The sequence below is a fragment of the Agrobacterium sp. CNPSo 3708 genome, assembly GCF_028674915.1.
In the GTDB taxonomy this organism is placed as follows: Bacteria; Pseudomonadota; Alphaproteobacteria; order Rhizobiales; family Rhizobiaceae; genus Agrobacterium; species Agrobacterium cavarae.
This window is the reverse complement of sequence record NZ_JAQZSF010000002.1, coordinates 451,971-474,876: the sequence shown is the minus strand read 5'-3', so window position 1 is coordinate 474,876 and position 22,906 is coordinate 451,971. Positions and strand designations below refer to the sequence as shown.

Genomic DNA, 22,906 nt, shown 5'->3' with positions numbered 1-22,906 from the left:
GCAATGAGCGGGACGCTTCTGGCAATCAACAATTACCACTATCGTCGCGGTGGTGCGGACGCGATTTTCCTTGACCAGATGGAGATGTTTGCCCGCTCCGGGTGGAACGCCGTGCCCTTTTCCATGCAGCATCCAGACAATCTGCCATCGCAGTGGTCGCCCTATTTCGTTCCTGAAATCGAGTTCGGTCGTCAAGGCGGTCTGATGACGAAGATCGGTCACGGGCTGGAGATCATCTATTCCCGCAAGGCGCGACAGAGCCTGGCTGCATTGATCGACCAAGTGCGGCCTGATGTGGCGCACGCCCACAATGTTTATCACCACATTTCTCCGGCGATCTTCCCACTCTTGAAGAAAAAGGGAATACCCACCGTCATGACGGTGCATGACCTGAAGCTCGCCTGTCCCTCCTACAAGATGCTGGCGCCGGATGGCGTTTGCGAAAGATGCAAAGGCGGTCGCATCTATAATGTGCTGCTTCACCGCTGCATGAAGGGATCGATTGCTCTGAGCGGTCTGGTCATGGTGGAGACCGCCGTGCATCGCGCGCTCCGGCTCTATCGCGATCATATCGACAAGCTCGTGGTTCCAAGCCGGTTTTACAGGCAAAAGCTGATCGAATGGGGATGGCCGGACGACAAGTTGGTCTATATCCCAAACTTCGTCGACCATGCGATCAGCGAACAACGCTTTGCCGTTGAGGAGGGCGATTACTTTCTGTTCGCGGGGCGTCTCGCGCCCGAAAAAGGCGTCGATACCTTGATCCGGGCGGCTGCACGGTCGGGGCAACGTCTGCGTGTTGCAGGCACGGGACCGGAAGAAGCAGAGCTTCGGGCGCTGGCGCAGAGAGAAAATGCCGACGTCGAGTTCCTCGGCTATCTCAGCGGCCAAGCGCTCCATGAAACGGTGGCCGGTGCCAAGGCGCTCGTTCTTCCCTCCGAGTGGTATGAAAATGCGCCGGTCAGTATTCTGGAGGCCTATGCCTTGGGTCGTCCGGTGATCGGAACGGACATCGGGGGTATTCCGGAACTGATAAAACCAGGAGAGACAGGGCTTATCGCTGCACCCGGCGATCCGGATGATCTCGCAGGAGCACTCAACGCGATGAACCAATTCTCTGCAAGCGAGCGCAAGGAGATGGGCGAGCGTGGTCGCGCCTGGGTTAACCAAGAATTCTCTCGCGGCGCTTTTTTCAAAAGAACGCTGGACCTTTATCGACGTTTAGGGATTTCGTCTCTCGGGTAGGTCTTTAGTATTTTAGATAATTATAATTTACCTGTTATGTGAAGGGTTTCGTCAATAAAATGGCGCTACGGTGCAGAGTAGGCGAGGCAGCGTGAAAGCTGTCCGCCGGTTGCTGGTATCATGACTGTACCGTAGGAGTGGGTAGGATGCCCGGGAGGAAGCGAGTAGTGGACTATACGGCGTCGAAACAGACGACGGCACTTCGGGCGCGCAGGAATGCCGACGAGGTCCACTTTCCCGATCTTGATGCGGTTCGCATTTGTGTGATCGGGTTGCGCGGTGTGCCGGGTGTACCGGGCGGTATCGAAACCCATGTTGAGCAACTTGTTCCAGGGCTGGCCGAAAGAGGCGCCGACGTTCACGTCTATGCGCGTCAAAATTACGTCGCCGGCGAAGTGCCTTATGTCTGGCGCGGTGTCACCGTTCATCCGACTTGGGCGCCGAGCAACACGCGACTGGAAGCCATCGTCCACACGCTTCTCGCGCTCTTCAAAGCCCGAAGGCTGAAACCTGACATCGTCCACATTCACGCGGTCGGTCCTTCGCTGGTGGCACCCTTGGCGCGCCTGATGGGAATGAAGGTCGTCTTCACCCATCACGGCTATGATTACGACCGCGAAAAGTGGAACACGCTGGAGAAGAAGGTTCTGCGTCTTGGCGAATGGGCTGGCATGCGCTTCGCCCACGGCCGCATCGTCGTCGCCAAACATATTGCCGATGCCATGCAGGCAAAGTTCAATCGCAACGTCCATTTCATTCCAAATGGCGTGCAGATCGATATCGAAGCCGCAGATGATACCGTCCTCGATGAATTCGGGCTGATCAAAGGCCGCTATGTCCTGCTGGTGGCCCGCCTCGTCGTCGAGAAGCGCCAGATGGATTTGATCGAGGCCTTTCTGCATGCGGATATGCCGGACACCAAACTGGTTCTGGTCGGCGGCGGGGACGCCCGAAGCGACTACGCAGAAAAATTGAGAGCACGGGCGAAATCACATTCGAACATCGTGCTGACAGGATCGCAATCGGGCGCAAGGCTTGGTGGGCTGTTTGCCAATGCCGGACTATTCGTTCTGCCTTCCAGTCATGAGGGGATGCCTATAGCGCTTCTCGAGGCGCTGGCTTACGGCCTTCCCATATTGGCAAGCAACATCGAGGCGAATCTGGCGCTCGAACTGGATGCCGAATCCTATTTCCCCTTGGGCGATGTCCCGGCACTTTCCCAGGCGATGCAGAAAAAGCTCTCGGATCGCAAGATGCCTGCACAAGCCTCCGTCGATGTGGGCGAGATGGGCAGCAAGATCATGGCGCGCTATAACTGGACGACCATCTGCGAGCAGACAGCCTCACTCTACCTCTCCGTTTTAAAGCGTAACTGACATCAGACCTACGGGGATTTGCGTAGCGTTACGGAGCTGGCCTGAAACAGGAACCGATCGACGCCAGCGCGATGCCAAGCCCCAAATGACATATGCGCGTCATAATAAGGCATTCCCGTTGAACGATCAGCGTCTTTAAACGTTGCTTTTCAAATGCAATGGTGAGGAGCGCTGAGTTGGTTTTCGATGCGAGCGAGGCAATGAGCCGGTTTGGAGAGAGCCATACAACTGTTGTTTTGTGGCAGCGTTTCGAAGTTTCTCACAGGGAGATGTTCGACTCCCTCTGGAGTGCGATCGAGTTTGTTCGGAACACCGCGTTTCGACCGAGCCGTGTTGAACTGCATGTTCACCGCGGAGGGCACGATGTTCTGATCGCCGGCGACGAACTTGCACTGCTTCTCGCGGAACACGAAGAGCAGAAGGCCTGATGAAACAGGAGTCAGTGCCAAGCGGGTGAGCACTACCCAGAAGCTTAGTTCTCTGGTTTCATGGCCGCGTATCGCCTGCCTCCCCTAAAGCGTGTCGCGATCTTCCAGACTCGCTTCCTACCCTTTAAGTCTTTGTTCTGCCGCATATCTTTATCGCAAAGCCGATGCATATCTTTGATCGGACCGGGCTTTAGCCTCTGAGTGTGCTTTCCTGGGTTCCGACGGTCATCATGTTGCCGCGCCACGAAACAGAGGAACCCATCCAGCTTCTTGCCCAGATAAGCGGGAGCAGCGCATCGCGCATGATCATGGCTGGAAAGCTGGTCCATGAGACATGCCAGCCTTTGAGTTTTGCGAGTGCCAGTTCTGGAAGGTAGTAGAGCCCGAGGACGGCGACCGTAACCGCTACCAGCGTCTTGCCGTCTGCGCCGGCGAGCAGGGCTGCGGCGAGGGCCAGAAACAGAGGTGGAATTCCGCCAACAAGGATTTCGGGCGCGAAGAATTGCGGGAAGGTCACGCGCCGCAACCGAGCCCAGCGGGCCTGCCGCGACCAGACCTCGGCAAAGCTGCGCGTGCCGAGCGGCTGCTCGAAAGGGGCTGGCGCAAGGTGAACGCTGCGTCCACTTGCACGAACGAGCTTCGTCGCGGCAGCATCCTCCGCAATTTCCGCTCCAAGAGCCTCTATACCGCCGAGGGAGTCGAGAAGCGGCTTGTTCCACAGCATTGTCTTGCCCTGCGCAAAGCCCTGGCCCAACGTTTCTGCGGCATATTGGTAGCGGCACTGAAATGTGTTGAGGAAGGTGCATTCAAGCTCCGATCCAAGATCGGCCGGGCGTGAACCAAGCGGCGGCGAGCAGACGAGGCCGCTATCCTTACGCCATGCGCTCATCAGCGTCGCAATGTAATGATCGGGCATCAGCACGTTGGAATCGGCGAGGATCACCCATTCGCTGGTCGCCGCACGCCAACCCTTGACGCAATTGTTCAGTTTGGGATTGGCGCTGATCCGATCATCACCCACCAGCAAGCTTGCCCGAATGTGAGGGAAGGCGGCGATGTTGGATTTGACGTGCGGGATGACAGGATCTGCGCTATCCGCAACACAAAAGATGATCTCGTAGTTTGGCCAGTCCAGCTGAAAGGCCCGAGGAATTGTCAGTGTAGTGAAATTCTCCACACCTCGAAGCGGAATGACGAGGGAGACGGGCGGTTGGGTTTGTGGCTCTAAGCCGCGCTTCGTCGTCGGTTTCACACGGATCGCGGTAAGAGCTATGCTCAACAGGTGAACAAAAATCAGCGCGAGGGCGAGAACGGCGAGAGCGATGTCCATGTGCAACTCCACACATCCGGATCTGCCCGGCGTTTAGGTTTCTATCGCAACTATAACGCTTTCATGACAGACGGATGTCATATGGCTCCCCCTGTCACATAGTTTTCATTCTACTGTGGATGAGCAATATTGCACGCATCCATCCGCAAATGCTGTGACGTTTGAGACTATCGCACCGGTCCGAAAATCGGAACCGATTTTCGGACCGGTGCGATAGGTCGGTTCAATGGGCGAAACGCGTCTCTTATGCGTCCGAAACAACCTGCGCCATCTAGCGCGTCATGCCCCAGACGTAGCCGAGCAATGCGGCCAAGCCTAAAGCCTGAAGAGGGTGCTTTCGGACTTGGCGGATCACCGTGTTCTGAACGGAATCGATTTCACTCTTCGCGACGCGCGCCGATCCGGAAATCATTTCCTGAGCAGATCCCGTGATACGCCCTAGTTCAGAGCGCAGTGCTCTGATCTCTTCCATCGCGCGACCAGTTTCCGGATCGTCGTGGCGCGCTCTGACAGCGGCAAGAGCCTCGTCCACCTTTGGGGTGTCGTCCGTTTCCTGTTCTTCCGCGGGTTCGGTTGTCGCGGTTGCTGTCGTCGGACTCGTTTGAGAAACAGGGTCGGAGGCAGGGAACGTGTCTTCGAGCCCCGTCTGAAGATCTTCTTTTCCGGTGCGCTGTCTTGCCTGCTCGTCATGCAGTGAGGCAACGGCAGGTGACATAGAATTTTTGTCGGACATGGTTTTGTCTCCGTAAGGGTTCGTCGTCTCAACTTCTCAGACGCGGGAGGGTTCCGGTTCGTTCGATGATGGATTACGGCGGGCTCGAGATGACGCTGCGTTGCGGGTGCGAGCGGTCATGGTCCACCGCGATAATGGTGGAGAGCCGAAGCGGGTGGAGACGTTCTCGGCCGGCAGCGCATCTGCCACAGGAAACCAGCTTAAAGATGTTCAGGCTTTCGGATGGCTGGGGTCGGATGACGAAAGTGGTCTCGTTGAAGCCATATGTGCGTTGCGGGCCGGCCATGGGAATCTCCTCCCTATTCTCCTGACCGAACCGCAGATGGACAAGGCGGTTCCGTACGGCCCCGCCCACATTTCCTCTTTGACCGTCGGTCTCAGATCATGATTTCACCGCCGGTGACGGGAATGACGGCAGCGGTCATGTAGCTGCCGCGGTCCGACGCCAACAGAACATAGGCGCCAGCTAGCTCCGCTGGCTGTCCAGCGCGACCGATCAATGTCTGCTCACCGAACTTTTTGGTTTTCTCTACGCCCATGGTAGACGGAATGAGCGGTGTCCAGATCGGGCCAGGCGCGACCGCGTTTACGCGGATACCTTTTTCGGCGACCATCCCGGCGAGTCCGGCGGTGAAGTTCAGGATCGCACCTTTGGTGGAGGCATAGGCAAGCAGGTGTGGCGAGGGCTGTTTCGACTGGATCGAGGCGGTGTTGATGATCGAGCTTCCAGATTGCATGTGCGGCACGGCAGCTTTTGACAGGAAAAATGGCGCATAGATGTTGGTCTTGAATGTCTGATCCCACTCAGCTGACTCAATGTCGCCAATGTCCGCATAGGTGCGCTGGAATGCGGCGTTGTTGACGAGGATATCGATCTTGCCGAATTCCTCGACGGTGCGCTGCACCAGCGTTTTGCAATGCTCTTCAGAGGTGATGTCGCCAGGAACGGCGACCACCTTGCGGCCGGCGTCTTCCACCCATTTGACAGTATCGCGCGCGTCCTCTTCCTCATCGAGATAGGAGATGACGAGGTCGGCGCCTTCACGTGCAAACGCGATTGCGACGGCCTTGCCGATACCGGAATCCGCGCCGGTGATCAGAGCGACCTTATCGCTTAGAAGGCCGCTGCCCTTATAGGACTTTTCGCCGTGATCGGGCTTTGGCTCCATCTGACCGGTGGTGCCTGGTGGCGCCTGCTGCTGCTCAGGATAGGGCGGGGAAGGGCGGCGAATATCGGAATCCATGTCTGTGCTCCACAATTGTTACGAAGCCCAAACACGGTTCAGCAGTTGCAGTTCCCTGTAAGTTTTAGCGGGCGCTTAAGGATTTTGTGCCTCGTAGGTGTCTGAGGTTCCCGTTCCGCGGCGTAGGAGACCAACCTTAGCAAACTGCTGTGGCAACTGTTGCGTGCTGGATTGCCTGCCTCGCAAGGGCGTCCGCTCGTTCATTCCATGGCAGGCCGACATGGCCCTTGCACCAGGCAATCTCGATCCTATCGCAGCGTGTCAGGCACGTGTCGAGCGCCTTCCAATGATCGACATTGGGAACGTCTCGGCTGCGACCCTTGCCGTTCGGGGCGCGCTTCCGCCAATGATTTGTTCTCCAGATGTGGCGCCACCTATTGCATCCCGTCACTGTGTAGGTGGAATCGGACCAGATGGTCGCAGCTTCGCCACGCGCATTCTCGTCCAGCCAATGGAGGGCTTCAAGAAGGGCAAGGAGTTCCGGCGCGCTGCTATCAGTGCAGCCTATACTGCCGGACCGCGACGCCACTTCGACATTGTGCCGAAGCACGACCACGCCCCACCCGCCGATGCGCTTGATTGGGTCATATGAACCATCGACGAAGAGCTGGAGGTCGTGGGGAGTAGAGGATTCCAACATGGGCGAGGTTCTTTCGGCGATCGATCGGCAGCTGAGTTGATGACGCGGTTGAGTTAGACAGGGTTCACCGCTGAAGATGAGCTTCTAGAAGACAAAACACACCCGCGTGCCTATTTCCACAGCACCGTTTCTGGCTCTCCCTACTTCAAGACGCGGAGCTATGCGTCTATGCATATCTCACCTGCGATAAAGGTCATTTATTGTGCCGAGAATTAGGGGTAGTTTCTAATCATCGAAGCGATGCACCTCCTCCCGCAAAGCTTCGAGTTGCAAATGTCCTTATCCTCCTCCCAAAGGGCATTTGTTAGAACAGCAGCACTCCTCCTCCCAGTTGCTGTTCGGTTCTTTTCGAAAGCCTGCCGCACCTCCTCCCGCGGCAGGCTTTTTCGTTTTCAGCGTTTTTGTTTGCGGCGCAGGGTGACGAAGGTCACGACAGCAGCCACCAGGCCATACATCGTCCATTTGAAGGGAAGAGCATCCGCGGTTTCACTGCGGATCGGCAGAACGGTCACGGTGCCGGGAGAGGATTCGTATCCGGCTTTGCCTTCCGCTTTCGCCTGTTCGATCTGCTGAGGCGAGACGGCCCATTCCGCGCCTCGCGACTTGTCCAACATCATGAAAGCCGCTCCGACAGCGATGCCGACGATGATGGCCACGACCAAGCTTCTGATATTTTGCATGTTTTACTCCTGATTTGCAGGAGCGTCTCTACAGCATCGAGGGGAAAATCGGAATCGATTTTCGGAAAGCACGATGCGTCGATTCAGAAAAGGCAAAGCATGCTTTGTGCGTCCAACAGGACGCACAACGCTTTAGCTGGTGTGTGGCGGTTGGCTTCGCTTGCTGCTGCAAGACGTCCAGCAAGTCTGAGGTGAGGCGTGGGCCGTCCGTCTCAAATTCAAAGGATCAATATATCTTGATCGCTTTTAAACTATCGCAATTTCGCCCAAGAATAAGATAAGACGGAGATATTGAGTAATAAGGAACATGTCGGGATGCGCTTGAAGCCCCTTTTCTTCAGCCTTGTCATCGGAATTGCCACCGTCGCGCAAGCGCGCGAGCCCGCGCAGATGCCGGTGCTGGAAGCCACTGCACCCGAGGCAGAAGCGGCCGCTCTCAGCGCACAGTTCCTGGAGCGTTATGCATACCGTCCTGTTCCGTTGGACGATGCTCTCTCCGTCAAGGTCATGAACAAGTATATAAAGTCGCTCGATCCCGACCGGATGCTGTTTACGCAGAGCGATATTGACGGCTTTGCCAAGGACAGCAAAAAGATCGACGACGCGATCCAGAACAAGAACCTCGACATCCCCTTCTCGATGTTCAAGATCTACAACCAGCGTGTGGTCGAGCGGATGACCTATGCGCGCAGCCTGTTGAAGAACGGCTTCGATTTTACGGTGCAGGAAGACTATCCGCTGTCGCGCGAGGACGCGCCTTGGCCCAAGACGGAAGAGCAGGCCAACGAACTCTGGCGCAAGCGCGTGAAGAGCGACTGGCTCAGACTGAAGCTTGCCGATCAGGACGAAGCAAAGATCCGCGATACGCTCGACAAGCGTTATAAGAACATTCTGGACCGTGTCGAAACCTATAAGGCCGACGACGTTTTCCAGTCCTTCATGGCGGCTTTCACCACGGCGGTCGATCCCCACACCGACTATTTCAGCGCCAAGGCTTCAGCTGAATTCGATATCTCGATGAAGCTTTCTCTGGTCGGCATTGGTGCCGTGCTGCAGGAGCGCGACGGGTACACGACGATCCGCGAGCTTGTAGCCGGTGGACCGGCGCAACTCTCGAACAAACTCGCCGTTGGCGACCGCATCATTGGTGTCGGTCAGGGCGAAGAAGGCCCGATCAAGGAAGTTGTCGGGACGCGTCTCGACGAGGTTGTGCAGATGATCCGCGGCGAAGCGGGATCTGTGGTGCGCCTGGACATTCTGCCGGCCGATGCCGGAAATGCCAGCGGTCACCGGGTGATCAACCTGGTGCGCGATAAGGTCAGCCTCGAGAAGCAGGCGGCCAAGAAGTCCGTCGTACCTGTCAAGCTTGGCGACCAGACATTGAAGATTGGCGTCATTGCGCTGCCGACGTTCTACGAGGATTTTGAGGCGCGCCGCGCTGGCGACAAGAACTACAGAAGCGCCAGCCGCGACGTCGAAAAGCTTCTTGGCGAATTGAAGCAGGAGAAGGTCGACGGGGTCGTCATCGATCTGCGTGACAATGGTGGCGGTTCGCTGGCCGAGGCCATCGATCTCACCGGTCTCTTCACCGGCAAGGGACCTGTGGTTCAACAGCGCAATGCGGCTGGCAAGGTTGAAGTCGAGAATGATGATCGCTCCACGCCGGCCTGGGATGGTCCGCTCGGCGTTCTCATCAATCGCGGCTCCGCTTCGGCGTCGGAGATTTTTGCGGCCGCCATTCAGGATTATGGCCGCGGCGTCATCGTCGGTGACCCAAGCTTCGGCAAGGGCACCGTGCAGACAGTCGTCGATCTGGACAGGGTGGCCGGCAAGCAGGAGCCGGAACTCGGTCAGCTTAAGTTGACGATTGCCCAGTTCTTCAGGATCGACGGCGGCACGACGCAGTTGCGCGGTGTTACGCCCGACATCAACACGCCAAGCGTTCAGGACCCCAAAACGCTCGGCGAGTCCAGCTATGACAATGCATTGCCGTGGACGACGATCAAGCCCGCCAAATACAAGAAACAGGGCGATATGACGGCACTTGTGCCTGAATTGGAAAGCCGTCATGAAGCGCGCATCAAAGACGACAAGGACTATCAGCGCTTCGTTGAAGATGCCGCAGAGCTGAAGGCCCAGCGCGAAAAGAAGACGATCTCCCTCAACGAGGCAGAGCGTCGCAAGGAAATGGCCGCGGTGGCTGCGAAACTCAAGGCGCGCCAGGAAGCCGGCGTCGTCGTTCCGGAACTCGATGACGGGCTGCAGGCCAATGAGCGAAGCCTCAGTGCCAACCTTGCTCTGGAGAATGCCCGGAAGAACGCGAAAGATGTGCTTCAGACCGAAGCGGCTGCCATCGTAGCAGACATGGCGGATATCTTGCCGGGCAAGGACAAGGCTTCCCGTTAAAATAGGAAGTAGTGCGAATAGATCTGTAGCTTCGGCCTGAAAAGCGATTTGGATTTCGGGCCGAAGCATCAATTCAAGGTCTCGCTCTTTTGTGACGATTTAGTTTTGATCGTATGGGTCGTGCTGGCGGTTAGGAGCTTTGATGTTGCTGTCTGCCGCTTGAGATAAGGCGGCCGATGCGGCGTCTTCACTCGTGAGAAAACCATTAACCTTGCCAAGGTAATTGTTTGCCCTGATAACTGTGAGTGCATTATTGCTGATGTAGAGTATCTGCGTATTGCCAACGGAACTCACCATGACGGCGCGCCTTAATCACTTCAAGCTTGTCGGCCCTGTTGCCGTCATTGTCGGGCTTTTGTTGCTCGGCCTGGCCGCCGTACTGTTTTTTGGTGCTGCCCGCTTGGACGAAGAGGCGAAAGTGCGCCAGGAGACGTTGGTCAAGCGCAATGTCGCGATCTGGATTTCGGACATGGAAGTCGTTTTGACATCCTGGACGATCTGGGACGAGGCGATCGATAAGCTCAACAACAATTTCGATCTCAGCTGGGCCGAGCGAAATCTCGGCCAGTCTATCATCGGCACGTCGAACGTGCGCTCGCTCGCCGTAATCGACAGCAACGACAAGATTATCTACGCCAAGACGGCGGATGATTTCGCCAACCATTCGTTCCTGAAACAGGAACCGAGCGCGCTTGTCGCGGCCGCCCAACCATTGATCGACTCGGTGCGAGCGCGTGAGCACCAGCCGAAGAAGAGCGGCATTCCGGACAGGATCTCATCAAGCAAAATCGAAGTGGTGGGGAATGACGCTCTCTTGCTGACGGCGAGCCTCTTCCAGGCCGATATCGGGACAGTCGTGCCCAATACCGACCGCGCGCCAATCCTTGTTTCGGCCATTCCAATCGCAGGCAGCCTTCAGGCGTTTTTCGGCGAGCGCTTCATGCTTGACGATGCAGCCGTCGAGCCGTCTGAGCAGGTCAAGCCCGGTCGCGCGTCTGTGGACATTGCCGCTGCCCCGCATGGGCAGGTACAGGTTTTGTCGTGGCAGGCGAACACGCCAGCCCATGATCTGCTGCGGCAGTCACTGCCCTTTGCCGCGGCCACGCTCTGCATCTTCATCGCGAGCTGTGCCCTCGCAATCTCGACATCGCGTCAGGCGCTCAGGATGCTTGTCGATGCGGAAAAGCACATGCGGCATGCGGCAACACATGATTTCCTCACGGGGCTTGCCAACAGAACACTGGTATCGACCAGGTTTACGCAGCTGTCGGAGCAGGGGCCGTTGACGGTTGTCTGCATCGATCTCGATGGGTTCAAGGCAATCAACGATCGCTTCGGTCACGCCGATGGAGACGATCTTCTGAAGCAGGTTGCCGAGCGGTTGCGTGCCGGATGCGCTGAGGATGATGTTTGCTTCCGTCTTGGGGGCGACGAATTTGCGGTGATGATGCCGAAGGTTTCCGAAGAGGAAGCGGAGGCGCGGTGCCGTCAACTGGCTGCGGTGATTTCCAAGCCTTACGAAGTGAACGGCACAATCATGGCGGTTGGCGCGTCCTATGGAATGAGCAGGGTTCTGGCAGAGGAGACCTCACCAGATCCCGTCTTCAGACGTGCAGACGAGGCGCTCTATATTGCAAAACGTCTCAACCGCGGTGGAGCCAATCCATTCCGGGGCGAAGTCGATCTGGCAGCGTCCTCTTCTTGATCATTAGCGCGTCCTTGATCGACGCATCGTGCTTTCCGAAAATCGATTCCGATTCTCGGGCCGATGCTGTAGCGACGCTGCCGTGCGCGTTGGCCAAATCAGACTTCAAGAACAATCGTCTTCAACGCGCGAATAACCTGCGGGCTGGTTTGTCTGCGCTGCTCAGGCGCAAAGCCGAATTCCACAAGAGAATGGTCCTCTTTCGAAGAGGCACTGCCTGAGGCATGGATTTCGTGGATGCCAGTTGCGGCCAGAAGCTCGGGCACGAGATCGGCCGTTACGCCACCGCCCGGCATGATGCTGATACGGCCATCCGCTTGATGCGACAGTCGCTTCAGCATCTCCATTCCAAGGGATACGTTCTTTGCGCAGCCGGAGGTCAGGATGCGGGAGATGCCGAGATCGATCGCAGTCTCGAGCGCTTCGATTGGATCGCGCACCATATCAAAAGCGCGGTGGAGGCTGATGTCCAGGCCGGATGCGGCTTCAATCAACCTCTCTAGAACCTGTCGGTCGAGGCGTCCGTCTGTGGTCGTCGCACCGATGACGACGCCGGGTAGCCCAAGCTCCCGTGCCTGCGCAATATCCGCCTCCATGATGGCGACATCGGCCTCGTCATAGATGAAGTTTCCGGCTCTTGGGCGGATGAGCGGGTAGACGGGGATTGGGCTCGTTCGTTTCGCGTGCTGCATCAGGCCGTAGGACGGCATCAATCCACCGACGCCCAGTGCGGAGCAAAGCTCGATGCGGTCTGCCCCGCCCTCGATCGCGGCGGCGAGACCCTCTGCGCTGTCGACGCAAATCTCCAGCAACCGCCCGGTGTGATCAGCCATGATGTTCGCTTCCTTGTTGGGTGTGGAGATCGTCCTTAACAGCCGGCCGCTTGTGAAGGAAGCCGAGCAATGCCACGCCGCACAGACCTGCAAATGCGCCGAGCATTGCCGTGTGGGAATAATCACTGACGGCCGTGCCGACCGAGAAGAGCAGGGAGCTCAGGCCGCCGCCCAAGAAGATGTTGACGGCAATGAGCGAGCTTCCAAGACCTGCGCGCCTGGCGATCAGGTTTTGCAGATAGGTGATGGGCAGGGAAATGATGCCGGCTGCGCCGAGACCCGAAAGAGGTGTCAGCAGGTAGACTGTCATCGGGTCTTTCGCCAAGCCGAGACCGAGCATGTAAGCGCAATAGATAAGCGCACTGGCAGCGATGGCGACTGCGGCCGATGTCTTGGTTTCCACCCATCCCCAGAAGAAGATGAAGACGATCTCGAGAAGAGCAACGATGCCGACGATCGCGCCGACATCGGCCGGTTGCCCGCCCGCCTTTCCAGTTACCACAAGCGGCAACACGATGCCGTTGACATGCAGGGTGCATGAGATCAGCGCAATGGCAAGCACGAAGGGCCAGATCTGGCGTGAGCCGAGATGGCGAATGGATGCCAGGAACGCGTAAGCCGGTTCCTGCCGTTCGGCATGGGCAACGGTTTCTTCACGCATGAAGCGGGCAAAGAGAATGAAACAGAAGGCGCATGCGATCGCCGCCAGCAGAAAAGCCGGGAGCATGCTCGTTCGGCCCGCAAGCGCGTAACCGACAATGCCGGGCACAAGGACCCAGGAGAGCGAGATCGCGGCACGAACCGCGGAGTTGACGGCAATGAGATCACGCGGCGGCATGCCGGCGCAGCTTGCGCGGACATAGGCGAAAATCAGCGAGTTGAGCGCTCCGTAAACCGGAACGGGAATGAGCAGCGCAAGTGCGAAGGTCCAGATGGTCGGAAAGGCATAAACCACGCCATAACCCAACGCCCCGGATATACATGCTCCGAGAATGGGAAGCTTATAGTGGCCGAGCCGGTCCGAGAGGATGCCCATGCTGATGCTGGCCGACACGTTGACCAGCGCTGCGACGAAACTCAGGATCGAGAAGCCGGCATCTGTCAGGCCAAGCTCGCGAATGCCGATCAGCGACATATAGGGCGCGGTCGCCGCACCGGTGAAACCGAAGACGAAAATACCGGCAGCCGAAAGCCGCAGCTGGTCATGTCGATAAACAAAGGGCAGCGCCGACAGCATGGATCGTCCACTTAAAGCATGGTCCAAGCAAAAGTGTGGAGTGATTTTGCGATGACGACATGCGGTAAAAACAGGACCCAAAGCATATCAGCGAATCTGCAACATCGCGTTACGCTTCAGGAGAGACAGCCTGCGGTCACGCAGGATGGGAAAGTTGAAGGGGCGCTCGGAAGGTATCCCGAGCGCCCGCGAGTAATTTAGCAGTCAGCGGCTTGGCCGAAAGCCTCAACGCCATCGTGCGGATAGTTTCGCAGACGGGGTATAGTCGAAGTCTTTGACGAAAGGAAATATCGGTTGCACCCGCCGCTTCGATGGCAACGTCTCGATATCCTGGTTGATAACGCCATCCGTCAGCGCCATCAGGTTGGGGTTGGACAGCGGCTGAAGCTCTGGCGAGAGATAACCGGATTTCACCACCAGTAATCTTACTTTGGCGGGATCGATGCCATGACGCGTGAAGTCTGCGATATTGTGGTAGGGGCGACGGCGGGCTGCCAGAATGAGCGTTATGCCGCCGATCTTGACGACAGCCTGTCGCTCATCCGCTGCGCCTGGATCATCGAGGCTGACAATCTCGGCACCGACCTCGACGAAGGGACTGGCCGGATCGAGTGAACCGCCGATCTTGAGGCTGAGCGTCTTGCCGATACCAGCGGCAAAACACGCTTCCACCGCCGGACGGTCGGTAATGCCGCCAATGACGGCACCTTCGAAGCCGCGCAGGATCAGCGACTTCAACACGTCCGCACGATCGCCCACGCCACCACCAGTGGGATTATCGCCGGAATCGGCAAGAATGACCGGCTGCGTTTCGGCCTTTTCGGCCAGGTCGAGCATATCGTCGAGATCGCCGGTGACGGGACCGAAGCGAAAGTCTTCTCTCGCCTGCCAATAGGACAGTGCGATCTCTTCCGCTGCGCGTTTCGCCGCTTCGGGATTTGACCCAGTCACAACAGCGCAGGCGGTTGCTCGCGGCTCATCTGCCCAGACATAGCCGACCATCAGATTGGCATCCCAAACGCCGTCGATCCGATCATGCTCCGGCAGGCGATGGTAGAGCGATTTGGCAGGCTCATCTTCCGTCGAGGTTTTCTCGCCCGGCAGCAGAACCGGAACCGGAGCCCAGGCGACACCTGGCTTTGCGCCCGTCTTCAGCGTCCTGATCAGCATCGACCAAGTCCGCACCATCGTCTCGCGCACATCGATATGGGGCGCGGTACGATAGGCGGCGAAGATGTCGATCTGATCGACGATCTTCTGGGTCACGTTGCCGTGCAGATCGTAGCTGACAGCCAGCGGAATATCCGGACCGATGATCGAGCGGGCATTGGCAATCCAGTCGCCTTCGGCATCGTCCATGCCTTCGACATTCATTGCGCCGTGCATGGCAAGATAAAGACCGTCGAGCGGCAGGGTTGCCCGCAGCTTGTCGGAAAATTCTTGCCTGAATTCCTCATAGGTGGCACGGGAGACCGGGCCCCCTGGAATGGCGCGGGCGTGAAGGAGCGGAGAGATTTCCACCCCCTCGGTCGGCAGGAAGCTGAAATACTCAGCGCCCGTCAGATCGTTACCGCGCAACACGCGAAAATCTTCCGGCTGCATGAGAACAGGCGAATAGGTGGAGCACTCCGTATGAATGCCGCCGACTGCAATGCGTAACACCATGGCACTGTCTCCGATCAAAGCGTGGGGCTGAGGCGCACGAGCGCCGAGAAGCGATCCCAATCCTTGCGCTCACGCGGTGTCCAAGCGGCTTCTGCCACGGCCGGCAGACGCGGGAAGACCAGATGGTTGAAGTAGTCGCGGTTGAGAAAGTGTTCGGTCCAGATGCAGGCCTGCACGCCACGAAGACGCGGCTTCAGGTCCTCGGGAAAATCACCCACTGCCTCATAGTGATAGGTGTGATGCGGCGGCACGGTGCCGGCCCAGCTGGCGCCCGGCTCCTGCCAGGCTTCGTCCTGCACCATGTCGAGATAATAGGCCTGGCCCGGCGTCATCACGACGTCGTAGCCCTCTTTCGCCAGCTCGACGCCGACTTCGGGCGCGCGCCATGCCATCAGCAACGTGCCGTCCGGATCGACGCCGCCGCCGTGGGAGACCTCGTCCCAGCCCGCCATGCTGCGGCCTCTGTCGGCCAGCATTTTCTGAATCCGCTTCATGAAGTGGCTCTGGAGCCCGAAGGTGCCATCCAGACCCTCCTTCTCCATCAGTTTGCGCGCCAGTGGCGAGGCCATCCAGGTGTTGTCGGCGACTTCGTCGCCACCGATATGGATGAGCTTTGACGGGAAGAGCTCGACCATTTCATCGAAGACCTTCCCGAGGAACACATAGGTCTCTTCGATGGCGGGATTAAGGGCGTTGTTCGGGAAGCCTTGAACCGAGCGATAGCTATCCGGCGCTTCCTGACCGTCAACCAGTTCGGGAAGAGCGGCCAGGATCGCAGTGCTGTGGCCGGGAATATCGACTTCCGGTACGACTTCGACATTCAGCTCGCTCGCATGGGCGATAATCGCAGCGACATCCGCCTGGGTGTAGAAGCCCCCGACCGGTTCTGCGGCGTTGCCAAGCTGCGGAAGCATCGGTTCATCGGGGCCGCGCATGACGCCCACGGTGGTCAATTGCGGATAGGCACGAACTTCGAAGCGCCACGCCTCATCATCGGTCAGGTGCCAGTGGAACACATTCATCTTGTACCAGGCGAGAATATCGATGAGGCGAAGCACGTCTGGTGCCGGAGCAAACTGGCGCGATACATCAAGGTGGCACCCGCGCCATCCGTAACGCGGTTCATCCGTGATGGTGCCCGAAGCCGGGAAGCGGAACAGCGCCGCGTTTCTGCGCGCGCCATCATGAAGCTGTGCGAGTGCTGTCAGGCCATATTGGCGGCCCGCATCGCCGCCATAGGCAAGCACGATCTCATATTCGGCGAATGTCAGCTCATATGCTTCCGCCGCAAGCGAAGCGCTCTGTTGAAAACGAACAGCCTTACCCTGTTCGACCGCGATCAGCGAAAATGGCTGATGGGCTGCAGAAAACAGGCGGCGATGAAGACTGAGGACGGTGTCCATCGCCTTCACGTCAGCCAGCGTGCTGCCCGCTGCCGGGTAGAGCACGACGGGTGTTTCCCCGGCTTGCAACTGCGCCTGTTTCGGCCAGGGCAGAAGCGAGAAAGGCTCAGTGACGCGTCCTTCCGGCAGGAGCGGCTTTTGCGGTTCGCTGACCCTGCCTTCCAGCATCAGATCGGCAACGTCGATGGTGTGATGGGTACCATCGGAGAATGTCAGATAGGCCGATTTCGCCCCGTCGGTTCTATGCTTGGCAGGCCGCCAGAGGCCGCGCACGGTAAAGCGCCAGCCGGCGCCGGGCTCCAGAACGAAGCCGGCAGGCGGCGCGTATTGGTGGAAGTTGGCGTTGCGCAGCAGGAACGTCGCGTTCTCGCAAGCTGGGTTATCCATGACGCGCGTCAATGCCGTATAGGCGAGTTTGAAGTCGCTCATCGGCGTGTCGGTGAGGTTGACGAGGGTAAAGACAAACCCGCCTGACGGGTCGCCCTCAATGGGATGCCATGCGTTTTCGAGGCGGAATCCGGTCTTGCTCATCGTCGTTCCCTTGATTTTTATGTGTGTTCAGTAATGTTCGGATTGAGAGAAGGTGTGGGCCAGCTCGGCTTGGCCCGCCGTCAGCCCGCAATCGACGGGCAGGCAGACACCGGTGATCGCCGCTGCCTGATCGCTTGCCAGAAAATGGACGGCATTGGCGACGTCGTGCGTGGTGGCGATACGGCGCAGTGCATACCAGCGTTTCACCTCTTCAAACACATTCGGATTGGCTTCGGCGCGCGCTTCCCAGGCTTGGGTGCGCACGGTTCCGGGCGCCACGGCGTTGGCTCTGATGCCGAATTTTCCGTATTCGACCGCGATCAGCTTGGTCAAATGGATCAACCCCGCCTTGGCGGCGCTATAGGCCGGATGACCGAAGACAGCCATACCGTTGACGGAGGCAATGTTGACGACGGATCCTTGCATTTCCGTCAGGTCGCGCTCGACCGCGCGGAAGGTCAGGAATGCAGCCTCCAGATTGAGGCTCGAATCCATGCGCCAGATCTCCGGCGTCGTGTCGTGTAGTGAAACGGCGCGTGCTGCACCGGCATTGTTGACGAGGGTTACGACCTTGCCGAGCGCCTCTAATTGGTCCGTCATGGCCTTGAGGCTATCGGCACTGGTGACATCGGCGACGATCGTTACGTAAGCGGCTCCGCCGCCAAGCGCGGCGACCGCGCTTTCCAGAGCGCCCGCATCATTATCGACAAGGGCTATAAGGTCATGGCTCGCTGCCAGAAGGGCAGCGATTGCGCGCCCGATATCGCCGGCAGCGCCTGTCACCACGGCGATGCGCTTATGGGTCGTCATGTCGTCAGTCTCCCAATATCTGGCGGTCGTCGCCGCCATCGCGATGCTCCAGCAACTGCTGCTTGATCTGGCGCAGCGTGATGGTGGAGTGTTTGCGGTTCTTGTAGGCCACCAGGCTGGCAAGCACATCGATCACCGCGAGATAGGCAAAGCGCGTCGAGGTGGGGCGATAAATGTTGTCGCCTTCTGGAAGGTCGATGCCGATGACATGATCTGCGAGCCTCGCCACCGGGCTTTTCACTTGAGTGAGCGCGATGGTGCGAATGCCGTTTTCTCTTGCGAGTTTGAAGCAGCGCATCAGCTCCTGATTGCGGCCCGAAAAGGACGAGCCGATGATCACATCACCCTCCTGCGCTGCTGCCGTCAGCATGAGTTGCATATTGTGGTCATTGCTGGCGGTGATGCGGGTGCCCAGGCGAAACAGCCGGTTCTGCAGTTCGAGGGCCACCATTGAGGAATTGCCGCCGGAGCCGAGGGCATAGACCATGGAGGCCGCGGCAATCCGCTCGGCCACAGCATCGAGTGCCTGTGGATCGAGCGCGCGGTGGACCATGAAGAGTGCGTTCTGGGCTTTGGTAATGATGTCTTCGGCGACATCCTCCGCCGACGTGCTCTTGGCTTCCGGGTTGAGGTAACGCACGCCGACGAAGGCGGTCTTGGCAAGACGGACCTTGAAGTCGGCGAAGTTCTGGCAGCCGAGGCGGCGGCAGAAGCGGGTCACCGTCGGCGGAGAGACATCCGCCTTTTCGGCCAGTTCGATGATCGAGGCGCCGACGGCGAAGTCGAACTCGTTCAGCAATATCTCCGCGATGCGCTGTTCGGATGGCGAAAACTGCGCTCTTTCATCCTGAATGGTCGCGAAGATATCCATCGGCCTGCTTTCAGGACTTGGGCTTATAGGCGATGCAGTCGATCTCGACCTTGCAGTCCACCATCATCGAGGCCTGAACGCAGGCGCGCGCCGGCGGATGTTCGCCGAAATAGCTCTGGTAGATGCGATTGAAGGTCCAGAAGTCGCGCGGATCATCCAGCCACACGCCGCAACGCACGACATGCTCGACGCCGTAGCCTGCTTCGTGCAGAATAGCGATCACATTCTCGATGGTCTTGTGAGTCTGTTCGATGATGCCACCGGAGATGATCTCGCCATTTTCCATGGCCACCTGACCGGAAACGTGCAGCCAGCCATCGGCCTCGACCGCGCGTGCAAAAGGAAGTGTCTGTCCACCTGCGCCGGATTTTTCAGCGCCATATCGTTTGATGCTCATGGGATTGGCCTTGCAAATTATTTTCGTTATTCATTGACAAGTGACCATAGAAAACGGATTTTTGCCAGAGATTTTTGGTCATCATGAAAATAATTTAGATATGGAGCCCTCGATGCGTGATCCCTTCAGAAACCCGTTTCCTGCCTCGGATGCGGCGCGACACGCCATTTGGGAGATGTTGGTTCCGCGCGATATCGATGCATTTCTGGCCGCGGACTGGTCAATGGTGGCAGATGACTTCGTGGAAGACGGTTTCATCGGCATCAGCGGCAATCGCGAACCGAATCCCGACAAGTGGACGCTGGCCTTCCCCAATCTTCCCGCCTACCGCGACGAGTGGCTGAAACAGGCACGCGAGTTTGCAGAAGGTAGTTACGGCGAAGACCCACGGACGGCAATTTTCACCACGACGACCCTGGAAGAGATCGAGATTTCTGACGAAACGGCGTTGGTGCGCAAAAAATTCGACGGCAGCATCAAGAAGGCTGATGGCTCGACCGATGTGATGAAGTGGCAGACACTCTATTATTGCCGCCTGCATGAAGGTCGCTGGAAGATTTCCGGCTTCACCGGTTATCTGCCGAATCCAATGGGCCAGTAAACGTCCTGCCCTTCAGCAAAAAAGGCCCAAGCCCTTGCGCATCTTTACCGCGGCTCTCGCCACTGAGACCAATACTTTCGCGCCGATCTGCATCGACAGGCGGGCTTTCGAGGAATCGCTGTATGCACCGCCGGGCCAGCATCCCGTCACACCCACGCTTTGCACCGCTCCGATCACTGTCGGTCGCACGGTCTGCGCCGCCAAAGGCTGGACGCTGATCGAAGGAACGGCGGCATGGGCGGACCCGGCGGGCCTCATCAACCGTCAGGCCTTCGAGAGCCTGCGGGATGAAATTCTCGATCAGTTGCGCGCGGCAATGCCCGTCGATGCAGTGGTGCTTGGCCTCCATGGCGCGATGGTTGCGGATGGATACCTCGACCCGGAAGGCGATCTTTTGGCGCGCGTCCGCGAGATCGTCGGGCCCGATATTCTGGTCTGCGCCGAGCTCGATCCGCACAGCCACCTGACGAGCAAGCGCGTCGATGCCGTGAACTTCTTCGTCGTCTTCAAGGAGTTTCCGCATACGGACTTCGTCGACCGCGCTGAGGATCTGTGGCGGATCGCGGTGGATACGCTGGAGGGGCGCGTCAAACCGGTCATGTCCGTGTTCGATTGCCGCATGATCGACGTGTTCCCGACGTCCCGCGAGCCGATGCGCAGCATCGTCGATCGGATGATGGCGACAGAGAAGCAGGACCCGGAAGTACTATCGCTGTCCGTTATCCATGGCTTCATGGCGGGCGATGTGCCGGAGATGGGAACGAAGACCATCGCGGTGACCGATGGCAATGCGGCCAAGGGCGTGGCGCTGGCGCGTTCCATCGGGCTTGAGCTCTTCGACAAGCGCGGCACCTTCATGATGCCGCAGATCGGTGAGGCCGAGGCTGTGTCGCTTGCGATGAAAGCGGATACCTCAACCGGTCCGGTGGTGATCGCAGACGTGTGGGACAATCCAGGCGGCGGTACGGCGGGCGATGCAACGGTGCTGCTGCGTGAATTGATGGCCCAAGGCGCTACAAGCGTCGCTGCCGGTCTCGTGTGGGATCCAATTGCCGTCCAAATCTGCATGGCGGCAGGCGAGGGGGCTGAAATTCCGTTGCGCTTCGGGGCGAAATCCGCACCCAATACCGGCGATCCCATCGATGCCCTAGTTAAGGTCGTGAAGGTTGTGCCCAATGCCGAGATGAAGTTTGGAGACAGCATCGCGCCGTTCGGTGATGCTGCCCATATCCACTTCGACGGGATCGACGTGATTTTGGGGACGGTGCGGGTTCAAAGCTATGACCCGTCTCTCTTCACGGCCCTCGATATCGATCCGCTGTCGAGGAAGATCCTGTTGATCAAATCGACCAACCACTTTTATGCCGCCTTTTCCAAGATCGCGTCGCAGATCCTTTATTGCTCGGCTGGGAAACCCTATCCCAACGACCCGGCGACCAATCCTTATCGCCGCGTCAGGCGGGATATTTGGCCGATCGTGCAGGACCCGCATGGACATAAGGCGGCGTGAACGGTCACCGATGGTCGTGAGAGCTCGCGGATGCTCTCTCGGCATCTATCGAATGAGCACATAGTATAAGGGCGCTTCCTTCAACCGAGGAAACGCCCTTAAACTTTATCTGCGCTTCAAGCCGCCTCGTAACGGAGGTCAGGCCAGAACGGGCAGCTCCTGTGTCTTCCAATCGATACGACGTTCCAGCGCGTTGCCATCGCCATCGAAGAGGTGGCAGTCCGCGCCGTTGATGGCAACCGAGACGGGCTGCTCGACTGCAACAGGCGCCGAGCCCGAAAGAAGAGCGCACCACTGCTGGCCCGTAGAAAGCGTCGAATAGGAAATGGTGTTGATGCCGAGACGCTCGATAACGCCTGGCACTGTCGTAATGGTCATGTCGCCGGTGCCGAGGCTCAAATGTTCCGGACGTATGCCGAGGGTCAGCGTATCGCCTGCACGCACGTTTCCACGCGCGACAGGCACGGTCAGTTGCTTGCCTTCGTAGGCGATGGTCACGCCGGTGTCGGAAGCTTCCACACAGGTCACGGGCAGGAAGTTCATCTTGGGGTTGCCGATGAAGCCTGCGACGAAGAGATTGTCCGGCTTGTGGTAAAGCTGCAGCGGCGAGCCGACCTGCGCGATGCTGCCGGCATTGAGAACCACGATACGGTCGGCCATGGTCATGGCTTCCACCTGGTCGTGGGTCACGTAAATCATCGTCGCTTTCAGCTGCCGGTGAAGCTTGGTGAGTTCGATGCGCATGTCGGAGCGAAGTGCTGCATCAAGGTTGGACAGGGGCTCGTCGAACAGGAAGATTTTCGGTTCGCGCACGATCGCGCGGCCAATAGCAACGCGCTGGCGCTGGCCACCAGACAGCATGCCGGGGCGCTGCTCGAGGCGATGCTCAAGCTGCAGGATCTTGGCGACCGCGTGGACCTTTTCGCGGAGCTTGTCTTCCGCCATCTTCTCGACGCGCAGCGGGAAGGCGATGTTCTCGAAGACGGTCATGTGAGGGTAAAGTGCGTAGGACTGGAAGACCATGGCGATGCCACGCTCGACCGGCGGCTTTTCGTTGACGCGGATACCATCAATGACGATATCGCCGTCGCTGATCGATTCCAGGCCTGCAATCATGCGCAGCAGCGTTGATTTTCCGCAGCCGGATGGGCCGACGAAAACGACGAATTCTCCGTGCGGAACATTGAGTTGCACGCCTTTGAGGACTTCAAAGTCGCCGTAGAATTTTTGAACGTTGTTGAGATGAAGCTGACCCACGATC

At 58.3% G+C, this 22,906-nt stretch carries 22 protein-coding genes; 7 read left to right on the top strand and 15 right to left on the bottom strand.

Going from position 1 to position 22,906, the window contains the following annotated elements:
* Positions 1-3 precede the first annotated feature (3 nt).
* The 3 genes from PVA19_RS05140 (at position 4) to PVA19_RS05130 (ending at position 3,049) form a co-directional block, all read left to right on the top strand.
* Positions 4-1,245: a glycosyltransferase family 4 protein gene (locus PVA19_RS05140; RefSeq protein ID WP_274101440.1), complete on the top strand. Its 1,242-nt coding sequence runs from the start codon at positions 4-6 to the stop codon at positions 1,243-1,245.
* A 167-nt stretch (positions 1,246-1,412) separates the two neighbouring features.
* Positions 1,413-2,621, top strand: a complete 1,209-nt coding sequence (locus PVA19_RS05135; protein ID WP_274101439.1) for a glycosyltransferase family 4 protein — start codon at positions 1,413-1,415, stop codon at positions 2,619-2,621.
* Between the two features lie 176 nt (positions 2,622-2,797).
* Positions 2,798-3,049 carry a hypothetical protein gene (locus PVA19_RS05130; protein ID WP_130978721.1) on the top strand — a complete coding sequence of 84 codons (252 nt, stop codon included), beginning with the start codon at positions 2,798-2,800 and terminating at the stop codon, positions 3,047-3,049.
* 190 nt (positions 3,050-3,239) lie between these two features.
* On the opposite strand, the gene PVA19_RS05125 is transcribed toward PVA19_RS05130, so the two are convergent.
* From PVA19_RS05125 to PVA19_RS05100, 6 genes are all read right to left on the bottom strand, one after another.
* Entirely contained in the window at positions 3,240-4,379 is a 1,140-nt protein-coding gene (locus tag PVA19_RS05125; RefSeq protein ID WP_274101438.1) for a ceramide glucosyltransferase, read from the bottom strand.
* A 271-nt stretch (positions 4,380-4,650) separates the two neighbouring features.
* Complete coding sequence (locus PVA19_RS05120) at positions 4,651-5,112, bottom strand: hypothetical protein (RefSeq protein WP_274101436.1); 462 nt, start codon at positions 5,110-5,112, stop codon at positions 4,651-4,653.
* A 73-nt stretch (positions 5,113-5,185) separates the two neighbouring features.
* Positions 5,186-5,398, bottom strand: a complete 213-nt coding sequence (locus PVA19_RS05115; protein WP_274101435.1) for a hypothetical protein — start codon at positions 5,396-5,398, stop codon at positions 5,186-5,188.
* Between the two features lie 91 nt (positions 5,399-5,489).
* Positions 5,490-6,356 carry an SDR family oxidoreductase gene (locus PVA19_RS05110; RefSeq protein WP_274101434.1) on the bottom strand — a complete coding sequence of 289 codons (867 nt, stop codon included), beginning with the start codon at positions 6,354-6,356 and terminating at the stop codon, positions 5,490-5,492.
* Positions 6,357-6,492: 136 nt separating this feature from the next.
* Positions 6,493-6,996: an RNase H family protein gene (locus tag PVA19_RS05105; RefSeq protein WP_274101433.1), complete on the bottom strand. Its 504-nt coding sequence runs from the start codon at positions 6,994-6,996 to the stop codon at positions 6,493-6,495.
* A 392-nt stretch (positions 6,997-7,388) separates the two neighbouring features.
* A complete protein-coding gene (locus tag PVA19_RS05100) occupies positions 7,389-7,676 on the bottom strand; it encodes a hypothetical protein (RefSeq protein ID WP_062424116.1) in 288 nt (95 codons plus the stop codon).
* Positions 7,677-7,991: 315 nt separating this feature from the next.
* Between PVA19_RS05100 and PVA19_RS05095 the strand changes: the two genes are divergently transcribed.
* Complete coding sequence (locus PVA19_RS05095) at positions 7,992-10,082, top strand: carboxy terminal-processing peptidase (RefSeq protein ID WP_274101432.1); 2,091 nt, start codon at positions 7,992-7,994, stop codon at positions 10,080-10,082.
* A 99-nt stretch (positions 10,083-10,181) separates the two neighbouring features.
* Here PVA19_RS05095 and PVA19_RS05090 read toward each other — a convergent pair whose 3' ends face one another.
* Positions 10,182-10,379, bottom strand: a complete 198-nt coding sequence (locus PVA19_RS05090; RefSeq protein WP_062424118.1) for a hypothetical protein — start codon at positions 10,377-10,379, stop codon at positions 10,182-10,184.
* Here PVA19_RS05090 and PVA19_RS05085 point away from each other — a divergent pair.
* Positions 10,378-11,787, top strand: a complete 1,410-nt coding sequence (locus PVA19_RS05085) for a sensor domain-containing diguanylate cyclase (protein WP_274101431.1) — start codon at positions 10,378-10,380, stop codon at positions 11,785-11,787. The genes PVA19_RS05090 and PVA19_RS05085 overlap by 2 nt on opposite strands.
* 98 nt (positions 11,788-11,885) lie before the next feature.
* Here the strand turns inward: PVA19_RS05085 and PVA19_RS05080 are convergent, their stop codons facing one another.
* From PVA19_RS05080 to PVA19_RS05050, 7 genes are all read right to left on the bottom strand, one after another.
* On the bottom strand, positions 11,886-12,620 hold the full coding sequence (locus tag PVA19_RS05080; protein WP_274101430.1) for a copper homeostasis protein CutC: 735 nt from the start codon (positions 12,618-12,620) through the stop codon (positions 11,886-11,888).
* Positions 12,613-13,857 (bottom strand): MFS transporter, encoded by a 1,245-nt coding sequence (locus PVA19_RS05075; RefSeq protein ID WP_274101429.1) that lies wholly within the window; start codon positions 13,855-13,857, stop codon positions 12,613-12,615. The genes PVA19_RS05080 and PVA19_RS05075 overlap by 8 nt, the downstream gene beginning before the upstream one ends.
* Before the next feature lie 225 nt (positions 13,858-14,082).
* Positions 14,083-15,522, bottom strand: a complete 1,440-nt coding sequence (locus PVA19_RS05070; protein WP_274101427.1) for a M81 family metallopeptidase — start codon at positions 15,520-15,522, stop codon at positions 14,083-14,085.
* A gap of 14 nt (positions 15,523-15,536) precedes the next feature.
* Positions 15,537-17,456 carry a beta-N-acetylhexosaminidase gene (locus tag PVA19_RS05065; RefSeq protein ID WP_274101426.1) on the bottom strand — a complete coding sequence of 640 codons (1,920 nt, stop codon included), beginning with the start codon at positions 17,454-17,456 and terminating at the stop codon, positions 15,537-15,539.
* Between the two features lie 27 nt (positions 17,457-17,483).
* Positions 17,484-18,266 carry an SDR family oxidoreductase gene (locus tag PVA19_RS05060; protein ID WP_274101424.1) on the bottom strand — a complete coding sequence of 261 codons (783 nt, stop codon included), beginning with the start codon at positions 18,264-18,266 and terminating at the stop codon, positions 17,484-17,486.
* Between the two features lie 4 nt (positions 18,267-18,270).
* A complete protein-coding gene (locus PVA19_RS05055; RefSeq protein ID WP_274101423.1) occupies positions 18,271-19,137 on the bottom strand; it encodes a MurR/RpiR family transcriptional regulator in 867 nt (288 codons plus the stop codon).
* 10 nt (positions 19,138-19,147) lie between these two features.
* On the bottom strand, positions 19,148-19,534 hold the full coding sequence (locus tag PVA19_RS05050; protein WP_062424125.1) for a RidA family protein: 387 nt from the start codon (positions 19,532-19,534) through the stop codon (positions 19,148-19,150).
* 112 nt (positions 19,535-19,646) lie between these two features.
* Here PVA19_RS05050 and PVA19_RS05045 point away from each other — a divergent pair, with 112 nt between their 5' ends.
* Together PVA19_RS05045 and PVA19_RS05040 are read left to right on the top strand one after the other, a co-directional pair.
* Positions 19,647-20,135, top strand: coding sequence for a hypothetical protein (locus tag PVA19_RS05045; protein WP_274101843.1), 489 nt, complete (start codon positions 19,647-19,649; stop codon positions 20,133-20,135).
* Between the two features lie 34 nt (positions 20,136-20,169).
* Positions 20,170-21,645, top strand: coding sequence for a M81 family metallopeptidase (locus PVA19_RS05040; protein ID WP_274101422.1), 1,476 nt, complete (start codon positions 20,170-20,172; stop codon positions 21,643-21,645).
* 138 nt (positions 21,646-21,783) lie between these two features.
* Here PVA19_RS05040 and PVA19_RS05035 read toward each other — a convergent pair whose 3' ends face one another.
* Positions 21,784-22,902: an ABC transporter ATP-binding protein gene (locus PVA19_RS05035; RefSeq protein WP_274101421.1), complete on the bottom strand. Its 1,119-nt coding sequence runs from the start codon at positions 22,900-22,902 to the stop codon at positions 21,784-21,786.
* Positions 22,903-22,906 lie beyond the last annotated feature (4 nt).

Coding starts and splice junctions, on each gene's coding strand:
- PVA19_RS05140 (WP_274101440.1), top strand. CDS start 4: ATGAGCGGGACGCTTCTGGCAATCAACAATTACCACTATCGTCGCGGT.
- PVA19_RS05125 (WP_274101438.1), bottom strand. CDS start 4,379: ATGGACATCGCTCTCGCCGTTCTCGCCCTCGCGCTGATTTTTGTTCAC.
- PVA19_RS05120 (WP_274101436.1), bottom strand. CDS start 5,112: ATGTCCGACAAAAATTCTATGTCACCTGCCGTTGCCTCACTGCATGAC.
- PVA19_RS05115 (WP_274101435.1), bottom strand. CDS start 5,398: ATGGCCGGCCCGCAACGCACATATGGCTTCAACGAGACCACTTTCGTC.
- PVA19_RS05110 (WP_274101434.1), bottom strand. CDS start 6,356: ATGGATTCCGATATTCGCCGCCCTTCCCCGCCCTATCCTGAGCAGCAG.
- PVA19_RS05105 (WP_274101433.1), bottom strand. CDS start 6,996: ATGTTGGAATCCTCTACTCCCCACGACCTCCAGCTCTTCGTCGATGGT.
- PVA19_RS05100 (WP_062424116.1), bottom strand. CDS start 7,676: ATGCAAAATATCAGAAGCTTGGTCGTGGCCATCATCGTCGGCATCGCT.
- PVA19_RS05095 (WP_274101432.1), top strand. CDS start 7,992: ATGCGCTTGAAGCCCCTTTTCTTCAGCCTTGTCATCGGAATTGCCACC.
- PVA19_RS05085 (WP_274101431.1), top strand. CDS start 10,378: ATGACGGCGCGCCTTAATCACTTCAAGCTTGTCGGCCCTGTTGCCGTC.
- PVA19_RS05090 (WP_062424118.1), bottom strand. CDS start 10,379: ATGGTGAGTTCCGTTGGCAATACGCAGATACTCTACATCAGCAATAAT.
- PVA19_RS05080 (WP_274101430.1), bottom strand. CDS start 12,620: ATGGCTGATCACACCGGGCGGTTGCTGGAGATTTGCGTCGACAGCGCA.
- PVA19_RS05075 (WP_274101429.1), bottom strand. CDS start 13,857: ATGCTGTCGGCGCTGCCCTTTGTTTATCGACATGACCAGCTGCGGCTT.
- PVA19_RS05070 (WP_274101427.1), bottom strand. CDS start 15,522: ATGGTGTTACGCATTGCAGTCGGCGGCATTCATACGGAGTGCTCCACC.
- PVA19_RS05065 (WP_274101426.1), bottom strand. CDS start 17,456: ATGAGCAAGACCGGATTCCGCCTCGAAAACGCATGGCATCCCATTGAG.
- PVA19_RS05060 (WP_274101424.1), bottom strand. CDS start 18,266: ATGACGACCCATAAGCGCATCGCCGTGGTGACAGGCGCTGCCGGCGAT.
- PVA19_RS05055 (WP_274101423.1), bottom strand. CDS start 19,137: ATGGATATCTTCGCGACCATTCAGGATGAAAGAGCGCAGTTTTCGCCA.
- PVA19_RS05050 (WP_062424125.1), bottom strand. CDS start 19,534: ATGAGCATCAAACGATATGGCGCTGAAAAATCCGGCGCAGGTGGACAG.
- PVA19_RS05045 (WP_274101843.1), top strand. CDS start 19,647: ATGCGTGATCCCTTCAGAAACCCGTTTCCTGCCTCGGATGCGGCGCGA.